This window comes from Archaeoglobaceae archaeon, from assembly GCA_038734275.1.
Classification (GTDB): domain Archaea; phylum Halobacteriota; class Archaeoglobi; order Archaeoglobales; family Archaeoglobaceae; genus WYZ-LMO2.
Map to the genome: position 1 here is coordinate 1 of JAVYOO010000007.1, position 20,938 is coordinate 20,938.

Annotated in this window: 24 protein-coding genes; 23 read left to right on the top strand and 1 reads right to left on the bottom strand. The window is 41.2% G+C overall.

Annotation, left to right across the window (positions count from 1 at the left end):
- The 15 genes from QXI54_07185 to rnz all read left to right on the top strand — a co-directional run.
- Window positions 1–1,832, top strand: a 1,832-nt coding sequence (locus QXI54_07185; protein ID MEM0302933.1) for a molybdopterin-dependent oxidoreductase, incomplete at its 5' end; no start/stop codon positions are given.
- Window positions 1,813–2,448 carry an ethylbenzene dehydrogenase-related protein gene (locus QXI54_07190; protein ID MEM0302934.1) on the top strand — a complete coding sequence of 212 codons (636 nt, stop codon included), beginning with the start codon at window positions 1,813–1,815 and terminating at the stop codon, window positions 2,446–2,448. The genes QXI54_07185 and QXI54_07190, both read left to right, overlap by 20 nt.
- Window positions 2,445–3,608, top strand: a complete 1,164-nt coding sequence (locus tag QXI54_07195; GenBank protein ID MEM0302935.1) for a hypothetical protein — start codon at window positions 2,445–2,447, stop codon at window positions 3,606–3,608. Before QXI54_07190 ends, QXI54_07195 begins: the two co-directional genes overlap by 4 nt.
- Window positions 3,605–5,584, top strand: coding sequence for a hypothetical protein (locus tag QXI54_07200; protein ID MEM0302936.1), 1,980 nt, complete (start codon window positions 3,605–3,607; stop codon window positions 5,582–5,584). The genes QXI54_07195 and QXI54_07200 overlap by 4 nt, the downstream gene beginning before the upstream one ends.
- A 6-nt stretch (window positions 5,585–5,590) precedes the next feature.
- Window positions 5,591–6,004: a hypothetical protein gene (locus QXI54_07205; GenBank protein MEM0302937.1), complete on the top strand. Its 414-nt coding sequence runs from the start codon at window positions 5,591–5,593 to the stop codon at window positions 6,002–6,004.
- Window positions 5,994–6,419 carry a hypothetical protein gene (locus QXI54_07210; GenBank protein MEM0302938.1) on the top strand — a complete coding sequence of 142 codons (426 nt, stop codon included), beginning with the start codon at window positions 5,994–5,996 and terminating at the stop codon, window positions 6,417–6,419. Before QXI54_07205 ends, QXI54_07210 begins: the two co-directional genes overlap by 11 nt.
- The gene (locus QXI54_07215) at window positions 6,420–6,695 is read left to right on the top strand and encodes a hypothetical protein (GenBank protein ID MEM0302939.1); all 276 of its coding nucleotides are present in this window, start codon (window positions 6,420–6,422) and stop codon (window positions 6,693–6,695) included. It begins immediately after the preceding gene.
- Between the two features lie 274 nt (window positions 6,696–6,969).
- Window positions 6,970–8,394 carry a TIGR03663 family protein gene (locus QXI54_07220; GenBank protein ID MEM0302940.1) on the top strand — a complete coding sequence of 475 codons (1,425 nt, stop codon included), beginning with the start codon at window positions 6,970–6,972 and terminating at the stop codon, window positions 8,392–8,394.
- Entirely contained in the window at window positions 8,391–8,981 is a 591-nt protein-coding gene (locus tag QXI54_07225) for a uridylate kinase (GenBank protein MEM0302941.1), read from the top strand. Before QXI54_07220 ends, QXI54_07225 begins: the two co-directional genes overlap by 4 nt.
- On the top strand, window positions 8,982–9,140 hold the full coding sequence (locus tag QXI54_07230) for a zinc finger domain-containing protein (GenBank protein ID MEM0302942.1): 159 nt from the start codon (window positions 8,982–8,984) through the stop codon (window positions 9,138–9,140).
- A gap of 9 nt (window positions 9,141–9,149) precedes the next feature.
- Window positions 9,150–9,416, top strand: a complete 267-nt coding sequence (locus tag QXI54_07235) for an elongation factor 1-beta (protein ID MEM0302943.1) — start codon at window positions 9,150–9,152, stop codon at window positions 9,414–9,416.
- Window positions 9,413–10,039: an MBL fold metallo-hydrolase gene (locus QXI54_07240; protein ID MEM0302944.1), complete on the top strand. Its 627-nt coding sequence runs from the start codon at window positions 9,413–9,415 to the stop codon at window positions 10,037–10,039. Before QXI54_07235 ends, QXI54_07240 begins: the two co-directional genes overlap by 4 nt.
- A gap of 63 nt (window positions 10,040–10,102) precedes the next feature.
- Entirely contained in the window at window positions 10,103–11,374 is a 1,272-nt protein-coding gene (tuf, locus tag QXI54_07245) for a translation elongation factor EF-1 subunit alpha (protein ID MEM0302945.1), read from the top strand.
- A gap of 21 nt (window positions 11,375–11,395) precedes the next feature.
- Window positions 11,396–11,716, top strand: coding sequence for a 30S ribosomal protein S10 (gene rpsJ, locus QXI54_07250; protein ID MEM0302946.1), 321 nt, complete (start codon window positions 11,396–11,398; stop codon window positions 11,714–11,716).
- The gene (gene rnz, locus QXI54_07255; protein ID MEM0302947.1) at window positions 11,716–12,615 is read left to right on the top strand and encodes a ribonuclease Z; all 900 of its coding nucleotides are present in this window, start codon (window positions 11,716–11,718) and stop codon (window positions 12,613–12,615) included. Before rpsJ ends, rnz begins: the two co-directional genes overlap by 1 nt.
- Before the next feature lie 143 nt (window positions 12,616–12,758).
- On the opposite strand, the gene QXI54_07260 is transcribed toward rnz, so the two are convergent.
- On the bottom strand, window positions 12,759–13,865 hold the full coding sequence (locus QXI54_07260) for a radical SAM protein (GenBank protein ID MEM0302948.1): 1,107 nt from the start codon (window positions 13,863–13,865) through the stop codon (window positions 12,759–12,761).
- 155 nt (window positions 13,866–14,020) lie between these two features.
- On the opposite strand from QXI54_07260, the gene rpl7ae reads away from it, so the two are divergent.
- The 8 genes from rpl7ae to QXI54_07300 all read left to right on the top strand — a co-directional run bounded on the left by rpl7ae (window position 14,021) and on the right by QXI54_07300 (window position 20,931).
- Entirely contained in the window at window positions 14,021–14,380 is a 360-nt protein-coding gene (gene rpl7ae / locus QXI54_07265) for a 50S ribosomal protein L7Ae (GenBank protein ID MEM0302949.1), read from the top strand.
- A 6-nt stretch (window positions 14,381–14,386) separates the two neighbouring features.
- On the top strand, window positions 14,387–14,596 hold the full coding sequence (locus tag QXI54_07270; GenBank protein ID MEM0302950.1) for a 30S ribosomal protein S28e: 210 nt from the start codon (window positions 14,387–14,389) through the stop codon (window positions 14,594–14,596).
- A gap of 1 nt (window position 14,597) precedes the next feature.
- The gene (locus QXI54_07275) at window positions 14,598–14,777 is read left to right on the top strand and encodes a 50S ribosomal protein L24e (GenBank protein MEM0302951.1); all 180 of its coding nucleotides are present in this window, start codon (window positions 14,598–14,600) and stop codon (window positions 14,775–14,777) included.
- A gap of 4 nt (window positions 14,778–14,781) precedes the next feature.
- Complete coding sequence (ndk, locus tag QXI54_07280; GenBank protein ID MEM0302952.1) at window positions 14,782–15,234, top strand: nucleoside-diphosphate kinase; 453 nt, start codon at window positions 14,782–14,784, stop codon at window positions 15,232–15,234.
- Window positions 15,231–16,997: a translation initiation factor IF-2 gene (infB, locus tag QXI54_07285; GenBank protein MEM0302953.1), complete on the top strand. Its 1,767-nt coding sequence runs from the start codon at window positions 15,231–15,233 to the stop codon at window positions 16,995–16,997. Before ndk ends, infB begins: the two co-directional genes overlap by 4 nt.
- A gap of 150 nt (window positions 16,998–17,147) precedes the next feature.
- Window positions 17,148–17,552 (top strand): archease, encoded by a 405-nt coding sequence (locus QXI54_07290; protein ID MEM0302954.1) that lies wholly within the window; start codon window positions 17,148–17,150, stop codon window positions 17,550–17,552.
- The gene (locus QXI54_07295; GenBank protein ID MEM0302955.1) at window positions 17,549–18,592 is read left to right on the top strand and encodes a DUF763 domain-containing protein; all 1,044 of its coding nucleotides are present in this window, start codon (window positions 17,549–17,551) and stop codon (window positions 18,590–18,592) included. The genes QXI54_07290 and QXI54_07295 overlap by 4 nt, the downstream gene beginning before the upstream one ends.
- Before the next feature lie 38 nt (window positions 18,593–18,630).
- The gene (locus QXI54_07300; protein ID MEM0302956.1) at window positions 18,631–20,931 is read left to right on the top strand and encodes a tRNA(Met) cytidine acetyltransferase TmcA; all 2,301 of its coding nucleotides are present in this window, start codon (window positions 18,631–18,633) and stop codon (window positions 20,929–20,931) included.
- The last annotated feature ends 7 nt before the right edge of the window (window positions 20,932–20,938 follow it).

Consider the following 20,938-nt stretch of genomic DNA (forward strand, 5'->3'; position numbering starts at 1 on the left):
AAGTCGAAGTAAAACCTGTTTTTGAGCTGCTTAAAGAGAAGCTCAAAGACTATACTCCAGAAAAGGCTCAGGAAATCTGTGGAGTCCATGCTGACGTAATAAGAATGCTTGCAAGGAAGGTTGCAAGACTTAAGACCCATGTAATGCTTGGATTCAGCACCTGCAAAACCTTTCATGGAGATTTGGTAGAGAGAGCGGTTGCCCTTTTGTTAGCTTTAACTGGAAATTGGGGAAAGGAGGGAACTGGCGTCACGGGCTGGTGCACAATTTCAGCGACCGCAAATCCCTATGCTGGTGAAGAGACTGGTTTTGAGCCTTTGGCTGAGATAATTCTCGGAAAAAAGGCGACCGATGAAGAGATTGCTATAACAACGCAAATGCTAATGGCAAGACTTGGAATGACAACAGTTCCACCAGTTTTCCACTGGTATTATCACTGCGGCTACAAGGAAGTCTGGGACAAATACGATCTCAGCAAAGCTGGAATTCCAAGAAGAATTTCGGATTATCTGGAAGAGGCTATCTCGAAAGGCTGGTGGGAAGGCTTAGTAAAGCCAGAAAAAAATGTTAAGCCAAAAGTTCTTTTGGTTATGGCGAACAACACACTTAGAAGGACAAGAGGTGGAACAAGAACGATGCTAACTCATCTTTGGCCAAAGCTCGACTTAATCGTTACGATTGACTCACGTTGGTCCACTACTGCCCTATATTCCGACATCGTGCTTCCTGCAGCGTTTTTCTACGAGAAAATGCACTTCCATCTGCTCACCACTTCTTTTGTTAGGTTCTGGTCTTTCTGCGATAAAGCAATCGAGCCGATTGGTGATACGAGGAATGAGTGGGAAATAACCCTTAAGCTTGCAGAAAAGATCGTTGAAAGGGCAAAAGCGAGGGGAATTGAAGAATACGAGGTACCGCATGGAATAACAAAGGAGAAATTCAAAAAGCTCACGGGGATCGAGATTGAAGACGTTCCAGAGGAGCTAAAGCCAATAATAGGAACAAAGAGAAAATTCTCTGAAATAGTTAATTTGCTTACCGCTGGCGGAAAGTTCAATGCAGAAAATCTTGAAAGCGTTCACGAAGCCATTATCGAGAACTGCAAACACGCAGGTATTTTCTTGCCCCACGAAACGCTTGAATCGATAAGAAGTCGTGGATTCGTTAAATACGAGTCTTTGGGTAAATCTGCCGAAGCTCTGAACATGGCTACGAGAGTTGAACCGAAAAAAACTGTTATTGCCTTTGTTCAACATGTTGAGGATAAAAAACCGTATCCAACGCTCCATGGCAGGGCACAGTTCTTCATAGACCATGAATGGTTTTTGGAAGCGGGAGAAGAACTTCCGACCTTCAAACCACCACCCGAGCATGGAGGAAGCAGTAAGAAGTATAGATTTAGGATGGACAGCGGGCATTTGCGATGGAGCATTCACGCTTCGACTGTCACTAATGAGCTTATGGCTCAAACACATCGGGGAGAACCTTTTGCCTTTGTAAACGAAAGAGATGCTTGGGAAAAGGGGATAAGGGATGGTGATTACATAAGGGTTTTTAACGACTTCGGAGAATTCGTGGTTCAGGCTAAGCTGAGTGCACTCCCAGCAAGGGGGCAAATAATAATCTACCATGCATGGGATCCGCATCAATACGAAGGTTGGAAAAGCTACGATCACATAATCCCCGGCATTGTAAAACCGCTTCATTTTGCAATTTACGGGCATTTGAACTACTGGACTGCAAACTGGCAACCTTTACAAGTAGATCGGCATGTTTACGTCGATTTTGAGTTATACAGGAGGCGAGAAGATTATGATCGCCGAAAAGATTGATAATATTGTATTGGGGGAAGATTTGTGGAAGAAAATTAAGCTTATGCCCATAAAAATGCAACCTGTTCCAGCTAAGGCTATTGTGACATCTAAATACATCAGAGAAACAATAAGTGAAGCAAAATACGGAAAAATTGGAGAAATTCTTGCTGGTGTATGCAGAGATGACGAAAAAATTGCAGTTGCAATGCAATGGAAGGACAAAAGCAAAGATGATGCAATTCTGAGCTACGATAGCTTTGTAGATGCCTGTGCAGTTATGTTTCCAATAAAGGGATACGCTTCTGTCATGACTATGGGCTCAGAAGACGCTCCAGTGAATGTATGGCTCTGGAGAGCGGATGGAAAGGTTTACGATGTATTAAGCAAAGGTCTTGGAACGACTAAGAGAAGAGATCCAAAGACAAGCGGTTTAATAGCACAAGGACAATACTCCGATGGAAAGTGGAAGGTTGTTTTTGTTAGACCGCTTAGCGTTAAGATTCCAGATTTTGTTGATTTAAAACCTCCAAAGGTAACGGGAATTGCATTTGCAGTTTGGAATGGTAGTAATAGGGAGAGAGGACCGCTGAAGGCGTATTCTGGAGACTTTATAGGGCTGGAGGTGCCCCTATGATCTATCCCGGACAATACGAATACTGGCAAATAGTCTGGATTCAGATAATCCTGCTTGTTTATGTGCAATTTGTCACTGCTTTATCACTTTACACCCACAAAGAGTCGTATTCGAAGTTTTTCAAGATTTTTGAAAGATTTCTCCCTTGGAAAGGGAGAGACTTTTTGATAAAACTGCATGCTTTCAGCGGGATTTCTATATTTGTTCTCAACGTTCTATGCACAACTACGTGGTTTTATCTTAAAATCTCTGGCGGGATTTCGCTTACAGACATTTTGACTTCTGGAGAGACTGCGGTTATTGCTTGGGTAAATCTGGCTTCAACAACGCTAATCACGCTGATGTTCGTTTTTGGTGTGTCCTTGTATAAGAACAATCGACCTGACACAAGGCTACCATTCTGGAAATTTGAATACTATCTTTCGAGAACAATTCACAGGCTGGTTTTCCTGCTAATAGTTGTGATTCTGGGCTATCATATTTTCTTTATCGCGAAGATATCTTCTGCTTGGAATGACTGGATTTTAATGGGGCATCCCTTTGTTTTTATTCCAATCACATCAATAATAATCGGCATTTTAGCTTTTATGTTGGCACTGGTGCTTGTTTACGAAATAATCGCAGGAAAGATGAGAGTTGAGAAAAGGGTCGTTCTCTCAAAGACTTATACTCTGCTAACGCTGTTATTTGTATTTTATCTTGTATGGTTAATCTTTATACAGCCTCTCCCGATTGAGCTTTTCATTTTTTTCGTTGCCATCTTAGCCTTTATTCAGGTCTCAAGTATATTTAAAACAAAAGAAAGTCCAAAGGTATTTTACGAGTTTAAACCAGTCTCAAAGAACGATTTGATTGGGCGGATATCAAAAATGAGGTCTTTTTATGGAGATAATCTCGACAAAGCAATCGAAGAGAACTTGGAACACGCTTTAATGGTGTGGAGAGAATCCATGGATTTCTATAGCGAACTTGAGTATTGTGGATCGATTTTTGCTGAGATTAGCCTCAAAAAGGATGTGAACGAGATCAATGAACTCGAAGATACTGGAAAGATGCTTGCAATTTTTGTGTGGCAGAATTTAAGGAAGATCGGCAGTGATGACGCAAGGTTGACTGAATTCATCTCCGAGCTTAAAAGAGAACTTGGGGTGAGATCTTGAAATTATTGGCTATTTTAATCCTTATCTTGCAAATTTCGGTAGCCTGTGCTCAGATATCTGCATGGGTAGACCCTTCAGGTTATGCGACTTATCCAGAAGACACCAAAGTTATCTATGTCAGCGTTTTCCAGTTTGGTTATCATGTCGATGCAATTCAAAAGGGGAATGTTCAGATTATATATCCTTATGAAAGCTCTTCTTCTCTTATTCACGTAGGTAAAGACGAGAAGGCGGTTTTTAGAGTGAAGACAATCGATGTAACGCATGCACTCTACATATTTCACTACCTGCCATACCCATCTGAGAAACTATACCTGATTTATCCCGGAATTGTGGAAGAGATTGGGCCAATTGTGTTTGATCAGGTGGGAAAATTCAAAATCAGGGATCCAGTTGTTTGCGATGCTTTGAATCCCTTTGATTATGCGGATCTTATTGTGGAGCCAAACGTCCCATTCTATTTCTCAATTTTGCTAACATTTCTTGTTTTTGCCATCGGAGTGCTTTATGCAAAGCGAGGAATTGGCAATGGTAGAGATTGGGATCTTTTATCCTTCCCATTTTTTGGAAAAAAGCTTAAAAATGCTCTTAAATCAAGAAACTCCACATTCTTACTTCAGTGGATAAACTTGGTAATATTCTTGTTCATAATAGTCACTGGGCTGTTTGGCAATCCCAACGGTGGTGAAAACTTTTCAATAATCATAGTCTGGGTTCTTTGGTTTGCACTCGTAGAGTTCATGATCTTCTTTGCGGGAAGAACTTGGTGCACGATGTGTCCAATGCCTGTTTTGGGAGAATGGCTCGCAAGGAGAAGAGTAGTTGGAGTAAACAGAAAGTTCTTATCCCTTAACAGAAGCTGGCCAAAGAGTTTTGATAACATGTGGGTAAGTTCACTTGGTTTTCTTGTCCTATCTTTGTTTATAGTCTGGATAGTTACCAGACCGGTAGCTACGGCAGTTCTTTTCCTGATTCTCATTTTAGCCGGAATTTTTTGCCATCTATACAATCCGCTTAGGTATTTCTGTAGATCCCTATGTCCTGCGAATAGCTATATTGGCTACCACTCAAATGCGTCATTATTTACGATTGAGAGAAAAAGCCATGACGTTTGCATTCGGCACAGGCACAAGGATTGTGTAAACGGGAATAAAAAGGGTTATGGGTGTCCTTGGGCTCTTTATCCAGGCGGAAAGGATGAAAATACCTATTGTGGGCAATGCTTTGAGTGTCTTCGCACTTGTCCGCTGGACAATATGACAGTGAAGTTGAGAAGCATAAATAGGGTTATTGCGGATCTTGCAAAGATCGCTACCAGAGCAAGGGGCAAGTATGATGAGGCTTGGATGGGCTTTATAAGATTTACAACCGCCATATTTTACGAACTCGTCTTCTTCAGCGCTTGGGGCTTGAAATACTTGGGAGACATGAATCGAACTTGGGGAGCAAATCTTGCATCTGCGAGTGTTTTAATTCCTTCAATAGCGGATCTTGCGGGCTGGTTCAACTGGGCTATATTGGTAAGCGGGATCTCTCTTATAATATTCCCAGCCGTTTTTTATGCTGTGTGCTATGCATCAAAAAAGATTGCAAAAGTTGAAGAACCAACAGAGAGGTTATTTTTATCTCTTAGCTATTCACTTGTCCCGTATGGGCTTCTTATATGGATGTCCTTCGCTTTATCGCTTGTGCTTGTCAACTGGGTTAAAATTGTAAATGTTCTTACAGATCCATTTGGTCTTGGATGGGATCTACTTGGCATCGGAAAACACCTTTTGAAGCCAATTGCACCCGAGATTTTGTTATATCTTCAGATACCTTTCATTTTGTTCGGTCTCTTTTTGGCTACGATTGCAACTTACGAGATAGCGAGAGCTTTGACCAATGAGAGAGCCAAAGCAGAAAAAATATGTCTCACAATGGGTTCAATTCATGTTTTATCAGCCATTGTAGCGATTTGGGTGGTAGCGGGGTGATTTAAAATGCCCAATAACGAGAAGATGGGTTTAATAATTGTTTTTCTTGGTTCGGCTATTGCTTTGAGTTCTGCTTTGTTTACCACACAGCCACTTGTTAGTTTGGGGGACTTGCACTTCTTCGGAGATGATAGGGTTATTATAAGAGGATATGTCGGCGAGCATGGGGGATTTGAGCCAAAAGTTCTGCGATTAACCACGGGTTGCCATAGGATCGTCTTTATACCAATGGATGTAGCTCAGGGATTTGCGATCGACGATCTTCAGATCGATACAGGTGTTGTGCTTCCGGGAGAAAAGAAAGAATTCGAGCTATGTGTTAACAAGAGCGGTGTTTATGTATTTAGAAATTCGATTTCAAGCGGTCCAATGACTCCGTTTCAAATAGGATACTTGGTGGTGGAAGGCAATGATTCGTAAAATAACCTTTCCACCGATATTGCTTTTCATGACAATTTTAATACTTGGAGCTATTGTGAACGGCATTTCTATGTTTTCAGTGAACACGCAGAGCGATTCAGAGCTATACATGCTTCAAATAAGTGCCGCAATTGATAAAGACAAATTAACCAGTCCCGGGAGGATTTCAATAACTGTGAGTGTTGAAGGAGCGCAAAATGCATCTTACTCTGCTGTTTATGTTTACGATCCCGATAGTAAACTTTATGCGATTAAAGAAGGGACTATAAGCAATGGTTTTGCAATATTTGACGTTTGGTTTGGTTGGGCAGTAAAGCAAGGGAATTATACGATTGTTCCTGCTGTGGGATTAAGCAAACATCAGGTTGTTTTTGGAAATCCCACATTTATTGAAGTTGATTATGGAGGTGTTTGAATGGAACGGCTTTTTGTTGAGGTTGCAGGCATAATAGATGAAGTAGAGACAGCATTCGGCGATTATGGAGTTAGGGGGTTATCAAAGATTTTGACGGAGTGGATAAAAGCGGGAGTTAGTAAAGAGCTTGATAGAGAGGTAGAGGACAGCGAGATAGCAATGGCACTGCTGGTTCTTGCAGTTAGAAGAAACTTGGTCGAATTGGAAGATAACTTATATTCAGAATTGAAGAGCCTTTTTGAAGTTCTAAAAAAGATTGACACGTTCAGGTTCTAATTTTTTGGTTTACTTAAATAAAAATTTGGATTTATAATTATTTACTCTTTTCCTCTTTTTTCGCAGATGAGTCCTCCGATTTTTTCACGATCGATTTATCCCAGTTGACCTTTTTGAACGCCACTCCACCAAGCATAAAATAATTTTAGCCAACCCATTTAAAAATTTTGTGATTAAACATGGGAAAATTTTTTCTTATATGATCGATTATGAGCAGATATAATGAAAACATTCAATCAAAAAATGCTTTTAAATCTAACTTAAAGTCCTTCTTGTGAAAAGAACCCTACTTATTGCAATACTCACGATAGCTGTCGTATCTCGATTAGTGTTCCTTGATCTCCGCCCAATGGACCATGACGAGAGTGTGCACGCTTGGTTTGCCTACAGACAGGTAATTGAGTCTCCCAGCTACAAATACGATCCCGCCTTCCATGGACCTTTTCTATACTTTGCAATCTCGCTCTCATTTCTTGCTTTTGGAGATAGCGATTTCTCTGCAAGACTTCCCGTTGCATTATTCAGCATTCTCGGAGTCTTCTTTGCTTTGAAATTCGAAAGATATATTGGCAAGTCCGCATACCTTTTTGTTCTGTTCTTGCTCATATCTCCATCGATCCTATACTATTCCCGCTATGCAAGAGACGACATTATCGGCATCTCATCCTTTATTGCAGTCATTTATCTTTATCTGCGTTATAGAGAGACCCAAAAAGACTATTACGCTATTGCAACCGCTCTATTCCTTGCAGTGATCTTTACCGCGAAGGAAAACTGGGTTCAATATTTTGGGGTCTTTTTCCTTGCTTTGATTATTGATCGGATTCGCAAAAAGGATTTAAAATTGTATTTAAAACCCTTATTGCCCTCTGCAGTTGTTTTTATCCTATTCAGCTCCTTTTTGTATTCTTCAGCCTTTGCCTATGCTATCCATGGTAAGGACTGGGTTGAAGTTATGTTCAGCACTGACTGGATCCAGAGATTCATAGATCGATCGTTGCCTTATTGGCTTTCTCAAGGGGTAAGCTCGCCTCACGACAAGCCAATCTACTATTTCTTTAACATTCTGCTTAGATACGAATTCCTTCCTCTTGCTATGGCGTTGGCTTCGATTCCAGCAATTGCCAGAAAAATCAGAAATTTGGGCTTAATGGAAACCTTTGTGATCTGCTGGGTTCTTATAGCATTTATTTTCTACAATGCGATGTCCTATAAGACCTCATGGCTTGTCGTTCACCTTGCAACACCACTTGCATTTCTTGGCGCAATTTTCGTTGGAAAGGAAGTCTTTGAAAAGAGAGAGTTTAGGGCGGTTTATTTATTGGGCTTAACTGCTACAGTCATTGTTTCATTCCATGTAACGTATGTTGACTTCAACAATGTCGTTGATCAGCCTTTGATCTATGTGCAGACTCAATGGGGCGCGGTGGAGATGGCGGACAGAATAAGGGGGCTACTGCATGAAGGAAACAGAGTTGCGGTTTTCGCAATAGACGGTCACTACTGGCCTTTACCATGGATCCTTAGGCATGAAGTGGATCAGTATTCGAGCAATTTGCTTTTCACAGCTTCCTGTCCTCAGGGTTATGATTACGTCTTTGTTGTCTATAGAGACTATGGTTGTTTGGAAGGCTACGAAATCGTTGGAAAGTATGAGCTAAGGAAATGGTGGGAATTCTACGAGATGAGAAAGTTATGATCGTCAAGGTTGGTGGAAGTGTCGCTGACAAGCTGGAAATGATCTTCGACGCTCTCAGTGGAGTTGACGACGTTAAAATACTCCCCGGAGGCTGGATCTTCGCTGACATGGTGCGGGAACTGAAGCTGAGTGACGAAGTCTCACACTGGATGGCGATACTGGGTATGAACCTCTACGGGTATTACATGTTTGAAGTTGGAAAGGATGCTGGTTTTGAAATTGTTGAGCCTGCAGATTTTTCATTTTTTTCAAAAAAGGGCAAGTTTATTGTTTTGCCATACACACTGCTTAGAAATTTTGACGAACTCCCCCATTCTTGGGACGTAACTTCTGATGCAATTGCTGTTTGGATTGCGAGCAAAATTGGAGAGAAGAAGGTGGTCAAGATTACAGCATTGGGGGGAGTTGTGAAGAACCGCATACTCCTCGAAAGGGTAGATCCCTTTGATGCGGGAGATATTATTGATCGTTTTACACCTTTTTTGCTGAAGAAACATCGAATTGAGCTTTTTGTTTGCTCTCCAGAAGAACTAAAAAATTATATATTGAGAGGCAAAGCTAAAGGCACATTCATAGGGGGTGATTGAGTGGAGATCGCAAGGTGCATCAGCTGTGGTGCAGTGCTTGTCGGGGCGGAGCACGTCTCATTTCCGTGTCCGAATTGCGGAGAAACGATAAATCGCTGCAAGAGGTGTAGAAGGCTATCCAATAAATATCGATGTTCGTGCGGATTCGTGGGGCCGTGAGGTGGTATTATGGGGAGAGTTTTTTTGAAGCTCAGGGTTATGCCTTCAGACGTTGATGTGAATTTAGAGTCGATTAAAAATAAAATTACTTCCATAAAAGTGGAAGGTGTGGAGATTAAGGATTTTGCAATCAAGCCGATAGCATTCGGTTTGAAAGCTCTAATGATCCTTGCGGTAATGCCCGACGCAGAAGGAATATCTGATCGATTTATAGAAGAAATCGCCCGGATTGAAGGAGTAGAAAGTGTGGATATTGAAGATATGGAGCTTCTATGAAAGTTATCAGAATCGTGACCCCTCCACTTGCTGCGAACTGCTATCTGCTTTTAGACGAAAAGAAAGCTTTAATTGATGTCGGAGGTGACGCGGAGTTTATCTTTAGAGCTCTAAAAAGATACATAAATCCAAAAGAACTCGATTACGTCTTTTTAACACACTCTCATTACGATCACGCAGCAGCTGCGGGATACTTTAAGGGGATGGGGAAAATTGCCATTCATGAAGAAGAAATGAAGCTTCTAAGACTTCAGAGATTCGTTTCAGTTTTTGGTATGAAGTTCAAAGCCTTTGAACCGGATATTATGCTTCAGGGAGGGGAAAAGTTCGAATTGGGTGAGATTAAGCTTGAAGTAATCCACACTCCAGGACACTCTCCCGGGAGTGTATGCTTTTATGAGCCAAACAAGAAATGGCTTTTTAGTGGGGACACCGTATTTGCCTACGGTAGTTTTGGGAGATACGATCTTCCCGGTGGGGATGGAAGATTGCTTTTGGAGTCAATTGAAAGACTTTCAAAGCTCGACGTGATAAATCTGTATCCGGGGCATGAAGACGTTGTGGAAGGAAATGCAAAAGAGAGCATTCTCGAATCCCTGAGGATTGCGAGGATGTTCATATAGATGTGAAAGCTTTATATGCACTCTTGAAATTTGGATATATCAAAAAAACGGTAGGTGATGAGTATGCCGAAAGAGAAGGAGCACATCAATGTTGCCTTCATAGGGCACGTGGATCATGGAAAGAGCACAACAATAGGAAGACTGCTATATGAAGTAGGAGAGATTCCGGAGCACATCATTGAGAAATACCGAAAAGAAGCACAGGAGAAGGGTAAAGCAACATTCGAATTTGCTTGGGTAATGGACGGTCTTAAGGAGGAAAGAGAGAGAGGTCTAACGATCGATGTTTCGCACAGAAAGTTCCAGACAGACAAGTACTACATAACCATCGTTGACTGCCCTGGACATAGGGACTTCATCAAGAATATGATCACTGGCGCTTCGCAGGCAGATGCAGCGGTTCTTGTGATGGACGTTGTTGAGAAAGTTCAGCCACAGACAAGAGAGCATGTTTTCCTAGCAAGAACATTGGGAATTAATCAGTTGATCTGTCTGATAAACAAAATGGACAGAGTAAACTTTGATAAGAAGGAATATGAGGCAGCAAAAGACGCCCTATCAAAGCTGTTGAAAATGGTAGGCTACAAGGTGGAGGAGATTCCATTCATTCCAGCATCTTCTTACTATGGAGAGAATATCACCAAGAAGAGCGCGAAGATGCCATGGTATAATGGGCCAACTCTTCTCGAGGCTTTTAATCTGCTAAAGCCACCTGAAAAGCTGATCGACAAACCATTGAGAATTCCGATTCAGGATGTTTACTCTATTAGTGGTGTAGGAACCGTCCCGGTGGGAAGAGTTGAGAGTGGCGTGCTCAAGACTGGAGATAAAGTTGTATTTGAGCCTGCAGGTGTGAGCGGAGAAGTCAAGAGCATAGAAATGCATCATGAACCAATTCCAGAGGCTTATCCGGGTGACAACATAGGTTTCAACGTTAGAGGCGTGGCAAAGAAAGATCTCAAGAGAGGAGATGTTGCAGGTCATCCAACAAATCCGCCCACAGTAGTCAAAGACTTTACAGCTCAGATCGTGGTTCTACAGCATCCAACGGCGATCACAGTTGGTTATACCCCCGTGGTGCACGCCCATACTGCCCAGGTTGCTTGCAAGTTTGTGCAGTTGATTAAGAAACTCGATCCAAGAACTGGGCAGGCAAAAGAGGAGAATCCTCAGTTCATAAAGACCGGTGATGCTGCAGTGGTCAAGCTCGAACCAACGAAGCCAATGGTTATCGAAAGGGTTAAGGATATCCCACCACTTGGCAGATTTGCAATAAGAGACATGGGCATCACGATTGGTGCAGGAATGGTTCTTGATGTAACTCCAAGAAAATAAACCTATTTTTTTGGTGGTTTTATGGCAATAAAAGGTCCAAAAGCAAGAATAAAGCTCTCCAGTCTTAATCCAGTGGATCTCGACAGAATCTGTGCACAGATAAAGGAAATAGCGGTAAAGACAGGTGTGGAGATAAGTGGTCCAATTCCACTACCCACAAAAAGGCTTGTAGTTCCAACAAGAAAAGCCCCTGACGGTGAAGGAAGCAACACTTGGGATCACTGGGAGATGAGGGTTCATAAGAGGCTTATAGACATCGCAGCTGATGAGAGAACGCTTAGGCAGATAATGAGGATTCAGGTGCCGAGAGATGTGAATATCGAGATCGTTTTAGAATCTTAATGCTTTTCAAAGTTGTTTTTCTTGGCACCGCTGGCACAATTCCATCTGTTGAGCGAAATACTTCTGCAATTTTCGTCCAATATTCAAATCATCGGTTTCTCTTTGATTGTGGGGAGGGGACGCAGAGGCAGATAATTTCCGCAAAACTGGGTTTTAGAAATCTCGATAATGTTTTTATAACCCACATGCACACAGATCACTTTATAGGAGTTTTTGGTCTGATCGAAACTCTTTCCTTGAATGGTAGAAATAAAGAGTTGAACTTCTATACTCCAAATCCTGTGATGCTCAAAACTCTTTTTGATATCTTTGGATATGAAAATCTTGATTATCCGATTAACGTGAAAAAAGCGAAAGATGGGGATGAAATTCGCTTTAGAGGGTTTAAGATCCTTGTTTTTAAAACGGAGCATATTGTTCCGAGTGTAGGTTATGCTTTGATTGAGGACGACACAAGAAAATTTGACAGAGAAAAAGCTTTGGCTCTTGGAATACCCCCTGGACCACTTTATGCAAGGCTTAAGGCAGGAGAAAGCATCAACTGGAGGGGGAGCATCGTAACTCCCGAAATGGTTCTTGGTGAAATAAAGAAGGGCCGAAAGCTTGTTTATACTGGGGATACTAGGCCATGCGAGAGAACGGTTGAGGTTGCAATGGGTGCTGATCTGCTTATTCACGACGCATCCTTTAGCGAAGAATTAAAAGAAAAGGCCTTGGAAAGTGGTCACTCAACGTCAAAAGAGGCTGGAGAGGTTGCGAGAAGGGCAAAAGTAAAAAAGTTAATTTTGACCCATTTAAGTGCAAGGTTTTCAAAGGACCCGAATAAATTACTTAATGAGGCAAAAGAAGTTTTTGGAGATGTGGAAGTGGCCAGAGATTTTCTTGAGATAACAATTTAAAAATTAACCTAAAAACACGAACTGCACAGCTATCAAAGCCAAAGCTACAAAGACCAGCCACACCGATCTCTGATCTCGCCCACGCAAATCAGTCTGTTTCGTGATATATAATCTTTTCTTACATGAAAAGTTAATTGTTATAATTATAATAATGTAGGGTGAATGTAGCAGCTTGGATCCCATCCCCACAGATTTCCCTTGCGATAAGCCCTAACTCTGAAACCACCACACAATTTTTTGAATTTGCAATCTCCACATCTTTCCTGCAAATATTTCTCCTTTTCTCTGAGCATTTTAAATAGAGGGTCATTTAGCCATATCTCATCAAAGCTCTGCTTCAACAAGTTGCCCGCTGTATAGTCCATCCAGAATTGGTTTGGATGCAGATTTCCTTCTGAGTCAACACAGGCAAGCCTTATTCCGCTGCTGTCTCCACCTCTGTATTTCAGGAATTCGAGAATATCTTCGTCCTCTCTCTGCAAATATAGATAAATCCCATCAGCAGGGTTATCGACTGTTAATATCTCCATTCCCTCTTTCTCTGCCTCGTTTATTAGATAATTTATAACTCTCCTTCTCGAGACATTGTCTATGTCATCTTTGAAGCTTGCGTTCCCGGAGGGGACAAGATGATAAACGCAGAATCTTGGTATCTCCATTTCTCTGGCCATTTTTATCAGATCTGGTAGCTCTAAAAAGTTGTATCTTGTTAATGTAAACCTTATTCCAGTTAAAACAACTTCACTGGCAGTTCTTAGTCCTTTTAATGCAGAATCAAATGCTCCTTCGACTCCACGAAATTCATCATGACCTTTTATGCCATCCAGGCTAACTCCGACGTATTCAAATGTTTTAAGCTCTTCAGCAGTATCCTTATCGATTAAGGTTCCATTTGTTGATAGAACCACTTTTATTTTTCTCCTTTTTGCGTATTCTGCAATTTCAAAAATATCTCTTCTCATTAAAGGCTCTCCGCCACTGAAAAGTATGAGTGGAACTTTGAATTCTGCGAGTCTGTCAATTATTAGCTTGCATTTATCGGTGGAAAGTTCTCTTTGCCCCAAATTTGCCTTTGCATAGCAGTGGATACAGTTGAGGTTGCATTTGTTTGTAATGTTCCACACCACAATGGGCACAAGCTTGGAAGAAAACTCCTTCAGCTTTTTGGGAATGAAGCTATCGTCTCCTTCGTAAGTTAGCTTCTTTGAAACCGTTGCTGTTCCGCTGATTAGCTTGCTGAGACTAATCACGAATTAATTACCCACACAGACTAAAAAATTTTTGGCTTAGGCGAATGAATCTTATTGATTTTGATTAAAATTTCCAGAAAACCAAAAAGCTTAAAATAGCAGAGGTCATTGGGTTTTGAACCGATGAATGATGACGCAAGAAAGGAGGTGAATCCATGTATATAAGGTTTGATGTTCCACAAGATCTGCAGAATGAAGCATTGGCATTGCTTGAGAAGGCGAGGGAGACAGGAAAGGTGAAGAAGGGGACAAATGAGACTACTAAGTCCGTGGAGAGAGGCTTAGCAAAGCTCGTTTATATTGCAATGGATGTTGATCCTCCAGAAATTGTTGCACATCTCCCATTGCTGTGCGAGGAAAAGAATATTCCGTATATCTATGTGAAGAGCAAGGCAGATATTGGCAAGGCCATAAAGATAGATGTTAGCTGTGCTTCAGCTGCGATAATCGACGAGGGGAACGCAAAGAAAGAACTTTCAGCAATCGTTGAAAAGCTTAAGGCTTTGAAGAAGTGATGAAATATGGAAGAAGATGTTCAGCCAGCAGAAGTTGTGGAAATCATTGGAAGGACAGGGATGCATGGGGAAGTGACCCAGGTTAAGGTAAAGGTGTTAGCGGGGGAAAATGCAGGGAGAATTATCACCAGAAACGTCTTTGGCCCCGTGAAGGTAGGGGATATCCTTATGATAAAGGAGACTGCAAGAGAAGCGAGAAAATTGGCGGTGAAATGATATGGAAGTCAAAATATGCTTTTTCTGTGGCTCAGAAATTGAGCCAGGAACTGGAAAGAGTCTTGTTCGAAAAGATGGCAGAATAATTCACTTCTGCAGTGGTAAATGTGAGAAAAATTACAGACTTGGAAGAAATCCAAGAAAACTAAAGTGGACTAAATTCTACGAAAAGGGAAGGTGATTTCGTGGAAAGGACGTTTGTGATGGTAAAACCCGATGGTGTGCAAAGAGGATTCATTGGAGAAATTATTTCAAGGCTCGAAAAAAAGGGATTAAAGATCGTTGCAATGAAAATGCTAAAAATTCCCAAAGAGCTCGCAGAAGAGCATTACGCAGAACATAAAGCCAAACCTTTCTTTTCTTCTCTTGTCTCTTATATAACAAGTGGTCCTGTTGTTGCGATGGTTGTTGAAGGTAATAATGCGGTGAAGGTTGTTAGAAAGCTTGTTGGGGCAACGAATCCGGCTGAAGCTGAGCCGGGCACGATTCGTGGAGACCTGGCAATGGATCTTGGCAGAAATGTTATTCATGCCTCAGATTCCTTAGCCTCAGCAGAAAGAGAAATAAAACTATTCTTTAAAGAAGAAGAAATTCTAAACTACAGAAGAGAAAACGATGTCTGGGTATACGAGAAATGAAGAATGTAAGGACTCCAATAGTTGCGGTTCTTGGACACGTCGATCATGGAAAGACCACAATACTGGATAGAATCAGAAAAACCAGAGTCGCTGCAAAGGAAGCTGGCGGAATTACACAACACATTGGTGCAACAGAGATTCCCATTAGTATAATAGAAGAAATCTGTAAGGATATCTGGAGACCTACAATAAATCTTCCCGGTCTTCTTTTTATTGACACTCCCGGCCATAAGGCTTTTACAAATCTCAGAAAGAGAGGCGGAGCATTGGCGGATTTGGCAATTCTTGTCATAGATATAAATGAGGGTGTGATGCCTCAAACCGAAGAGGCGATATCTATTCTGAGAACTTTTAAAACTCCCTTTGTGGTTGCTGCGAACAAGATTGACAAGATAGCCGGATGGCAAAGCAGGGAGAACGAACCCTTTATAAAAAGCTATGCGATGCAGGAAGATTTTGCTAAGAGGAATTTGGATACAAAGATTTACGAACTCGTCGCAAGCCTTTACAGATATGGATTCAGCTGTGATCGCTTTGACAGAATAAAGGACTTCACGAAAACAGTTGCAATTATTCCGGTTTCGGGATTGACAGGTGAGGGAATTCCGGAACTTTTAATGATTCTTTTAGGTCTTGCGCAAAGGTATCTTGTCAACAGTCTGAAACTTCAGGTGGAGGGAAAAGCAAAGGGGACCATTCTTGAAATAAAAGAGGAGAGAGGGATTGGGGTTACCTGTGATGCCATAATATACGATGGAACACTCAAAGTTGGAGATAGAATAGTGATTGGAGGCAAAGAAGACGTGGTTGTGACAAATGTAAAGGCAATTCTGAAACCACCACCGGCAAGGGAAATGAGGGTGGAAAGTAAGTTTGTAAGGGTAAACAGCGTAACAGCTGCTGCGGGAATAAAGATTGTGGCTCCTGACTTGGAAAAAGTCGTTGCCGGGAGTGAGTTTGAAGCTGTGGAGAGCGATGAAGACATTCAAAGATTTAGGGAGAGAGTAAAAAAGGAATACGAAGAAATAGCAATAAGAACAGAGGGCGAGGGCATTGTGCTCAAAACGGATACAATAGGTTCTCTTGAGGCAATGATAAACGAGCTGAAATCATATAATATCCCAATAAAAAAGGCAGAAGTTGGAGATGTAGACAAAAGGGATGTAGTGGATGTTTCGACAAACAAAGAGGAGATAAACAAAGCGATTCTTGCTTTTAATGTTAAAATTCTGCCTGAGGCAGAAGAGGAATCGAGAAAGTATGGTATTAAAATCTTCGAGGGAGACATAATCTACTCGATTATTGAGAGCTTCGTAAAATGGCGGGATGAGCTAAAGGTTGCAAGAGAGAAGCAAAAAATAGAAGCGCTGATTAAACCTGGAAAAATAAAACTCCTAAAGAACTTCGTTTTCAGGAGAAGCAAACCAGCGATCATAGGTGTCAAAGTGCTGGCGGGGGAGTTGAGGAGAGGGTCAGAGCTGATAAAGCCAGATGGTAGCAAGGTTGGGGAAGTTAGGAGTATGCAGAAAGAAGGCAAGAACTTAACGATTGCAAAAGCTGGCGAGGAGCTTGCCATTGCAATTGAAGATGTGACTATTGGAAGACAACTCGAGGGTGATGAGACGCTTTACGTTGAAGTTCCCGAAAAACATGCGAAAATAATCGAAAGAGAACTCCTTAACTCTTTTGATGAGGAAACCAAAAAAGCATTTTTGGAGTATCTGGAAATAAAAAGGAAGGAGAATCCATTTTGGGGTAAGTAATAATTTCATATATTAGATTTATAATTTTGTGGTCGCAATTACCAGTAATATGGAAAACTTGAAGTGGTAAACATTCTTTAGACTCGAGCAGAATGGGTAATCTTAAAGGCTAAACCGAAAAAGAGAAATTGTCTAAGAAGGAGTTTTATCATGCGATACAGGTTTATTGATCACACAGCAGACATAGCCTTTGAGGTTTATGGCAGAACTCTTGAAGAGCTATTAGAAAACTCTGCCTACGCTTTTTACGAGGCTTTTGTCGACTTAAAAAAGATTAAAGGTCAAGAGAAAAGATTCATCGAAGTTGAGGCTGAGGATGAGGATTTATTGCTTTATCGCTGGCTCAATGAGATTCTTTTCCTTTTTGAAACTCAATTTTTTGCTGGAAAAAGAGTTAAAGTTAGTATAGATAATAAAAAAGCGATTGGAGAAATCGAGGGAGGGAAGTTTGGTAGAGAAGCAGTAAAGGTTGAACCAAAGGCGATAACGATGCATAAATTTGGAATAAGGAAGGAAGTAGATAAGCTGGTTGCTTTTGTAGTTGTAGACATATGAGCGAAATCTACCTGCCATTGCACAATGGGAAAGCCCCATACTGGCTTTTAAATAGAATGAAGAGTCTTGCGGAGCAAATTGTCAAAGTTATCGTGCTGGAATACGGTGAGCTGGAGTTTTTGAAGCGAATTTCCAATCCGATCTTTTTCCAGTCTTTTTCAAATGTCCTTGGCTTTGACTGGAATTCCAGCGGGAGCACTACTGTGCTCACCGGAGTGCTAAAATCGGTTTTAAACAAACCAGACTTCGAAATCCGGGTTGCAGGAGGTAAAGGAGCCAGTGCACTGAATACTCCTGAAGAAATTAGAAACTTCGCTTCTGAGCTTGGCGTAAATGCTGAAATGCTTATAAAATTCAGCAGACTTTCAGCAAAGGCTGACAACGCCGCACTGATTGACGGCTACACACTTTATCATCACGCAGTCTTTTTTACACCAAACCATTTCACAGTAGTTCAGCAGGGAATGAATCCTGAAGAAAAGCTTGCAAGAAGATACCACTGGAGCGTCTACAAGACAATTCCGAAGCTTGAAGATGTTCACAGTGGAATTATAAGTGAGAGAATTGAAAGAGAAGTCGTTAACATGCTTTCGAGCAAAAGTAGGGAAGCAGTAGGGACAATTCTGGATGTAGTCAGAGATCGCAGATTCAAGGAAGACTACTCAAGGCTTTTCTCTCTGGTAAAATTCGGTGAAAAGCTAATGATTCCAAGAAAAATAGACTGGAAGGCAGTCGAGAGAGCTTATGAGCTTCAGCCTGAAAGATTTGAAGATCTTCTGCTTATAAGGGGGATAGGTAGGGAGACGATAAGGGCTCTTGCTTTAATCTCGGATTTGATTTACAACGTGGAATACGACAAACAGGATCCTGCAAAGTTCTGCTTTGCGGTTGGTGGCAAGGATGGAGTGCCATTTCCCGTGCGAAGAGACATTTATGATCAGGTGATAGAATTCATGAAAGAAGTGCTGGAGCAGACAGATCTCGAAAGTTTTGAAAAGAAAAAGGCATTCGAAAGGTTACACAAAATTCTGAAAATCTGAGGCGAAATTATTTTATTACTTCTGTCGAAATTTATATGATGGAAGAACTTTTTCAAGAAGTAGTTAAAGCAGGAGAGATTGCGGTCAAGAATCGGCACAGATTTATGGTTTTTCTGTGCTCAAGTAGCCTTAAGAAGGCTGTTGATGTTGCTGAAAAGGTGTATTTAGAGCATAAAAAAAGATTTGAAAAGGATCAACTACTCGTAGTTGGTAGAGAGGACTTTTTAGAAATTGCAAAAGATAAGTTCAAGGGCGAGCTTGTTCACTGGAAAAATTCTATAAATGTGCTCGGAATGACTTTTTCTTCACTTATAATGGATTTAAGCGAGGGTTTTCATCCTAATGATCTTGGAATAGTAGTTGAGACAGTTGAGGAGGGTGGAATTATAATTGCAATCTCTCCAAGGCTTGAAAAGTGGAAAAATCTGATAAGCAAATGGCATGAAGATCTGATCAGCGAACCTTTCAGACTTGAGGACGTTGTTGGGCGGTTTTATCGCAGATTTCTAAATAGAACTCTGGCAGCAGAAGGAGTTATAATTTACGATATTGATAAAAATGAAATTATTAAAAAATATGAATTTTCTCCCAAAGGTTCTTCGAGAGAAGAAATTGTGATCCCGGGAGAGGAGACAAGAATAAAGAAAAAGCTCTACAAGCTTTGTGCAACTCAGGATCAAGTCAGAGTTCTTCAGCTATTTGAGAGGTTCTTTGAGAGAGAGAAAGAACGAAAGGCAGTCGTGATTACAGCTGATCGTGGAAGAGGAAAGACTGCGGTGCTTGGAATCGTAACTCCTGCTCTCGTTTCAAGGCTCGAAAGATTGCTGAAGAGACCAATTCGAGTTCTCGTTGTTGCCCCAACACCGCATGCGGTTCAGAATTACTTCAAGTTTCTAATAAAAGCCATGAAGCGGCAGGGAATGAAAGACTTCTACGTTAAGAAAACAGATGAACTTGTCACTGTTTTGAACAGCAAATATGCTCGGATTGAGTATACAATTCCAAGAAGAGCTTTAGAGGAGAAAGAGTTCGCAGACATACTGATAGTTGACGAGGCTGCGGGTATTGAAGTTCCGGTGCTCCTGAAGATTACAGAGGGAGTTAGACATGTGATTTTTTCAACAACGATTCATGGTTACGAAGGAACCGGGAGGAGTTTTAACGTTAGATTCCTCAAAAAGCTTGAAGAAGACGAAAGCATAGAAGTTGAAAAAATACATCTCTCCGAGCCCATAAGATACGGTGTCGGAGATCCGATTGAGAACTGGCTTTACGATGTTTTATTACTCAATGCACAACCAGCAGAGATTGGTAGCGAGGACATTGAGAAGATTAAGAATTCCGAGCTTGAATTTGAACTACTTGAGAAGGAAGAACTGTTGAAAGACGAAAAATTGTTGAGAGAATTCTTTGGAATTTACGTGCTTGCACACTACAGAAATCGCCCCTCTGATCTTGCGGTTTTGCTTGATACACCAAATCATCTTCCAGCAGTGATTAAAGTAAACGGTAAAGTTGTTTGTTCACTTCATCTTGCAATCGAGGGTGGAATGGATGACGGGCTAATTGCAAAGATCAGGGAAGGATATAAGCCAAGAGGTCAGATAATTCCAGATCTTGTTCTGAAGCACTTTTGGAATTACGATTTTTCAAGAGTTAAGGGGGTGAGAATTGTTAGGATTGCAGTTCATCCGAGCGCTATGGATATGGGTATTGGGAGCTTTGCTTTGAGGAGAATAATTGAATGGGCCGAGCAGAACGGCTTGGAGTGGGTCGGTTCGGGTTTTGGCGTTTCCAATGAACTAATAAGGTTCTGGCTTAAAAACGGTTTTGTGCCAATCCACATGACTCCCCAGCGAAATGAGGTGAGTGGAGAATACACGATAATTGTGCTCAAGTCTATAAAAGTTGATGAAAGTGTTAAAAAGATGAACATCGAATTCATTCGAAGGTTTATTGAATATCTGAGTGATGAACTCAGCGATCTTGAAACTGAAATAGCCATTTACATCCTTAAATCACTTAAAGGAAACGTAGAATGCGATCCACCAAAGATTCGAGAGCTTGAGATTGAAAGAATTACGAAATACTTTGAAGGTTTAGGCTTCTATGAATACATTTCCGACATAGCACGACCTCTTGTGAGATATTACTATTCAAATGTCGATAAAACGAAGCTTGATGAAAGAGAAGAGCAAATACTGGTTGCAAAGTGTCTTCAGCTACGCTCTTGGCGGGAAATTGGTGGGGAAGAAAGATATAAAACCCTGCTTAACGCATTAAAAAAAGTTTGGGACTGGTTCCAGAGTAAGCAAAAAATTATTATTTCTCGCTCATAAGGCAGGT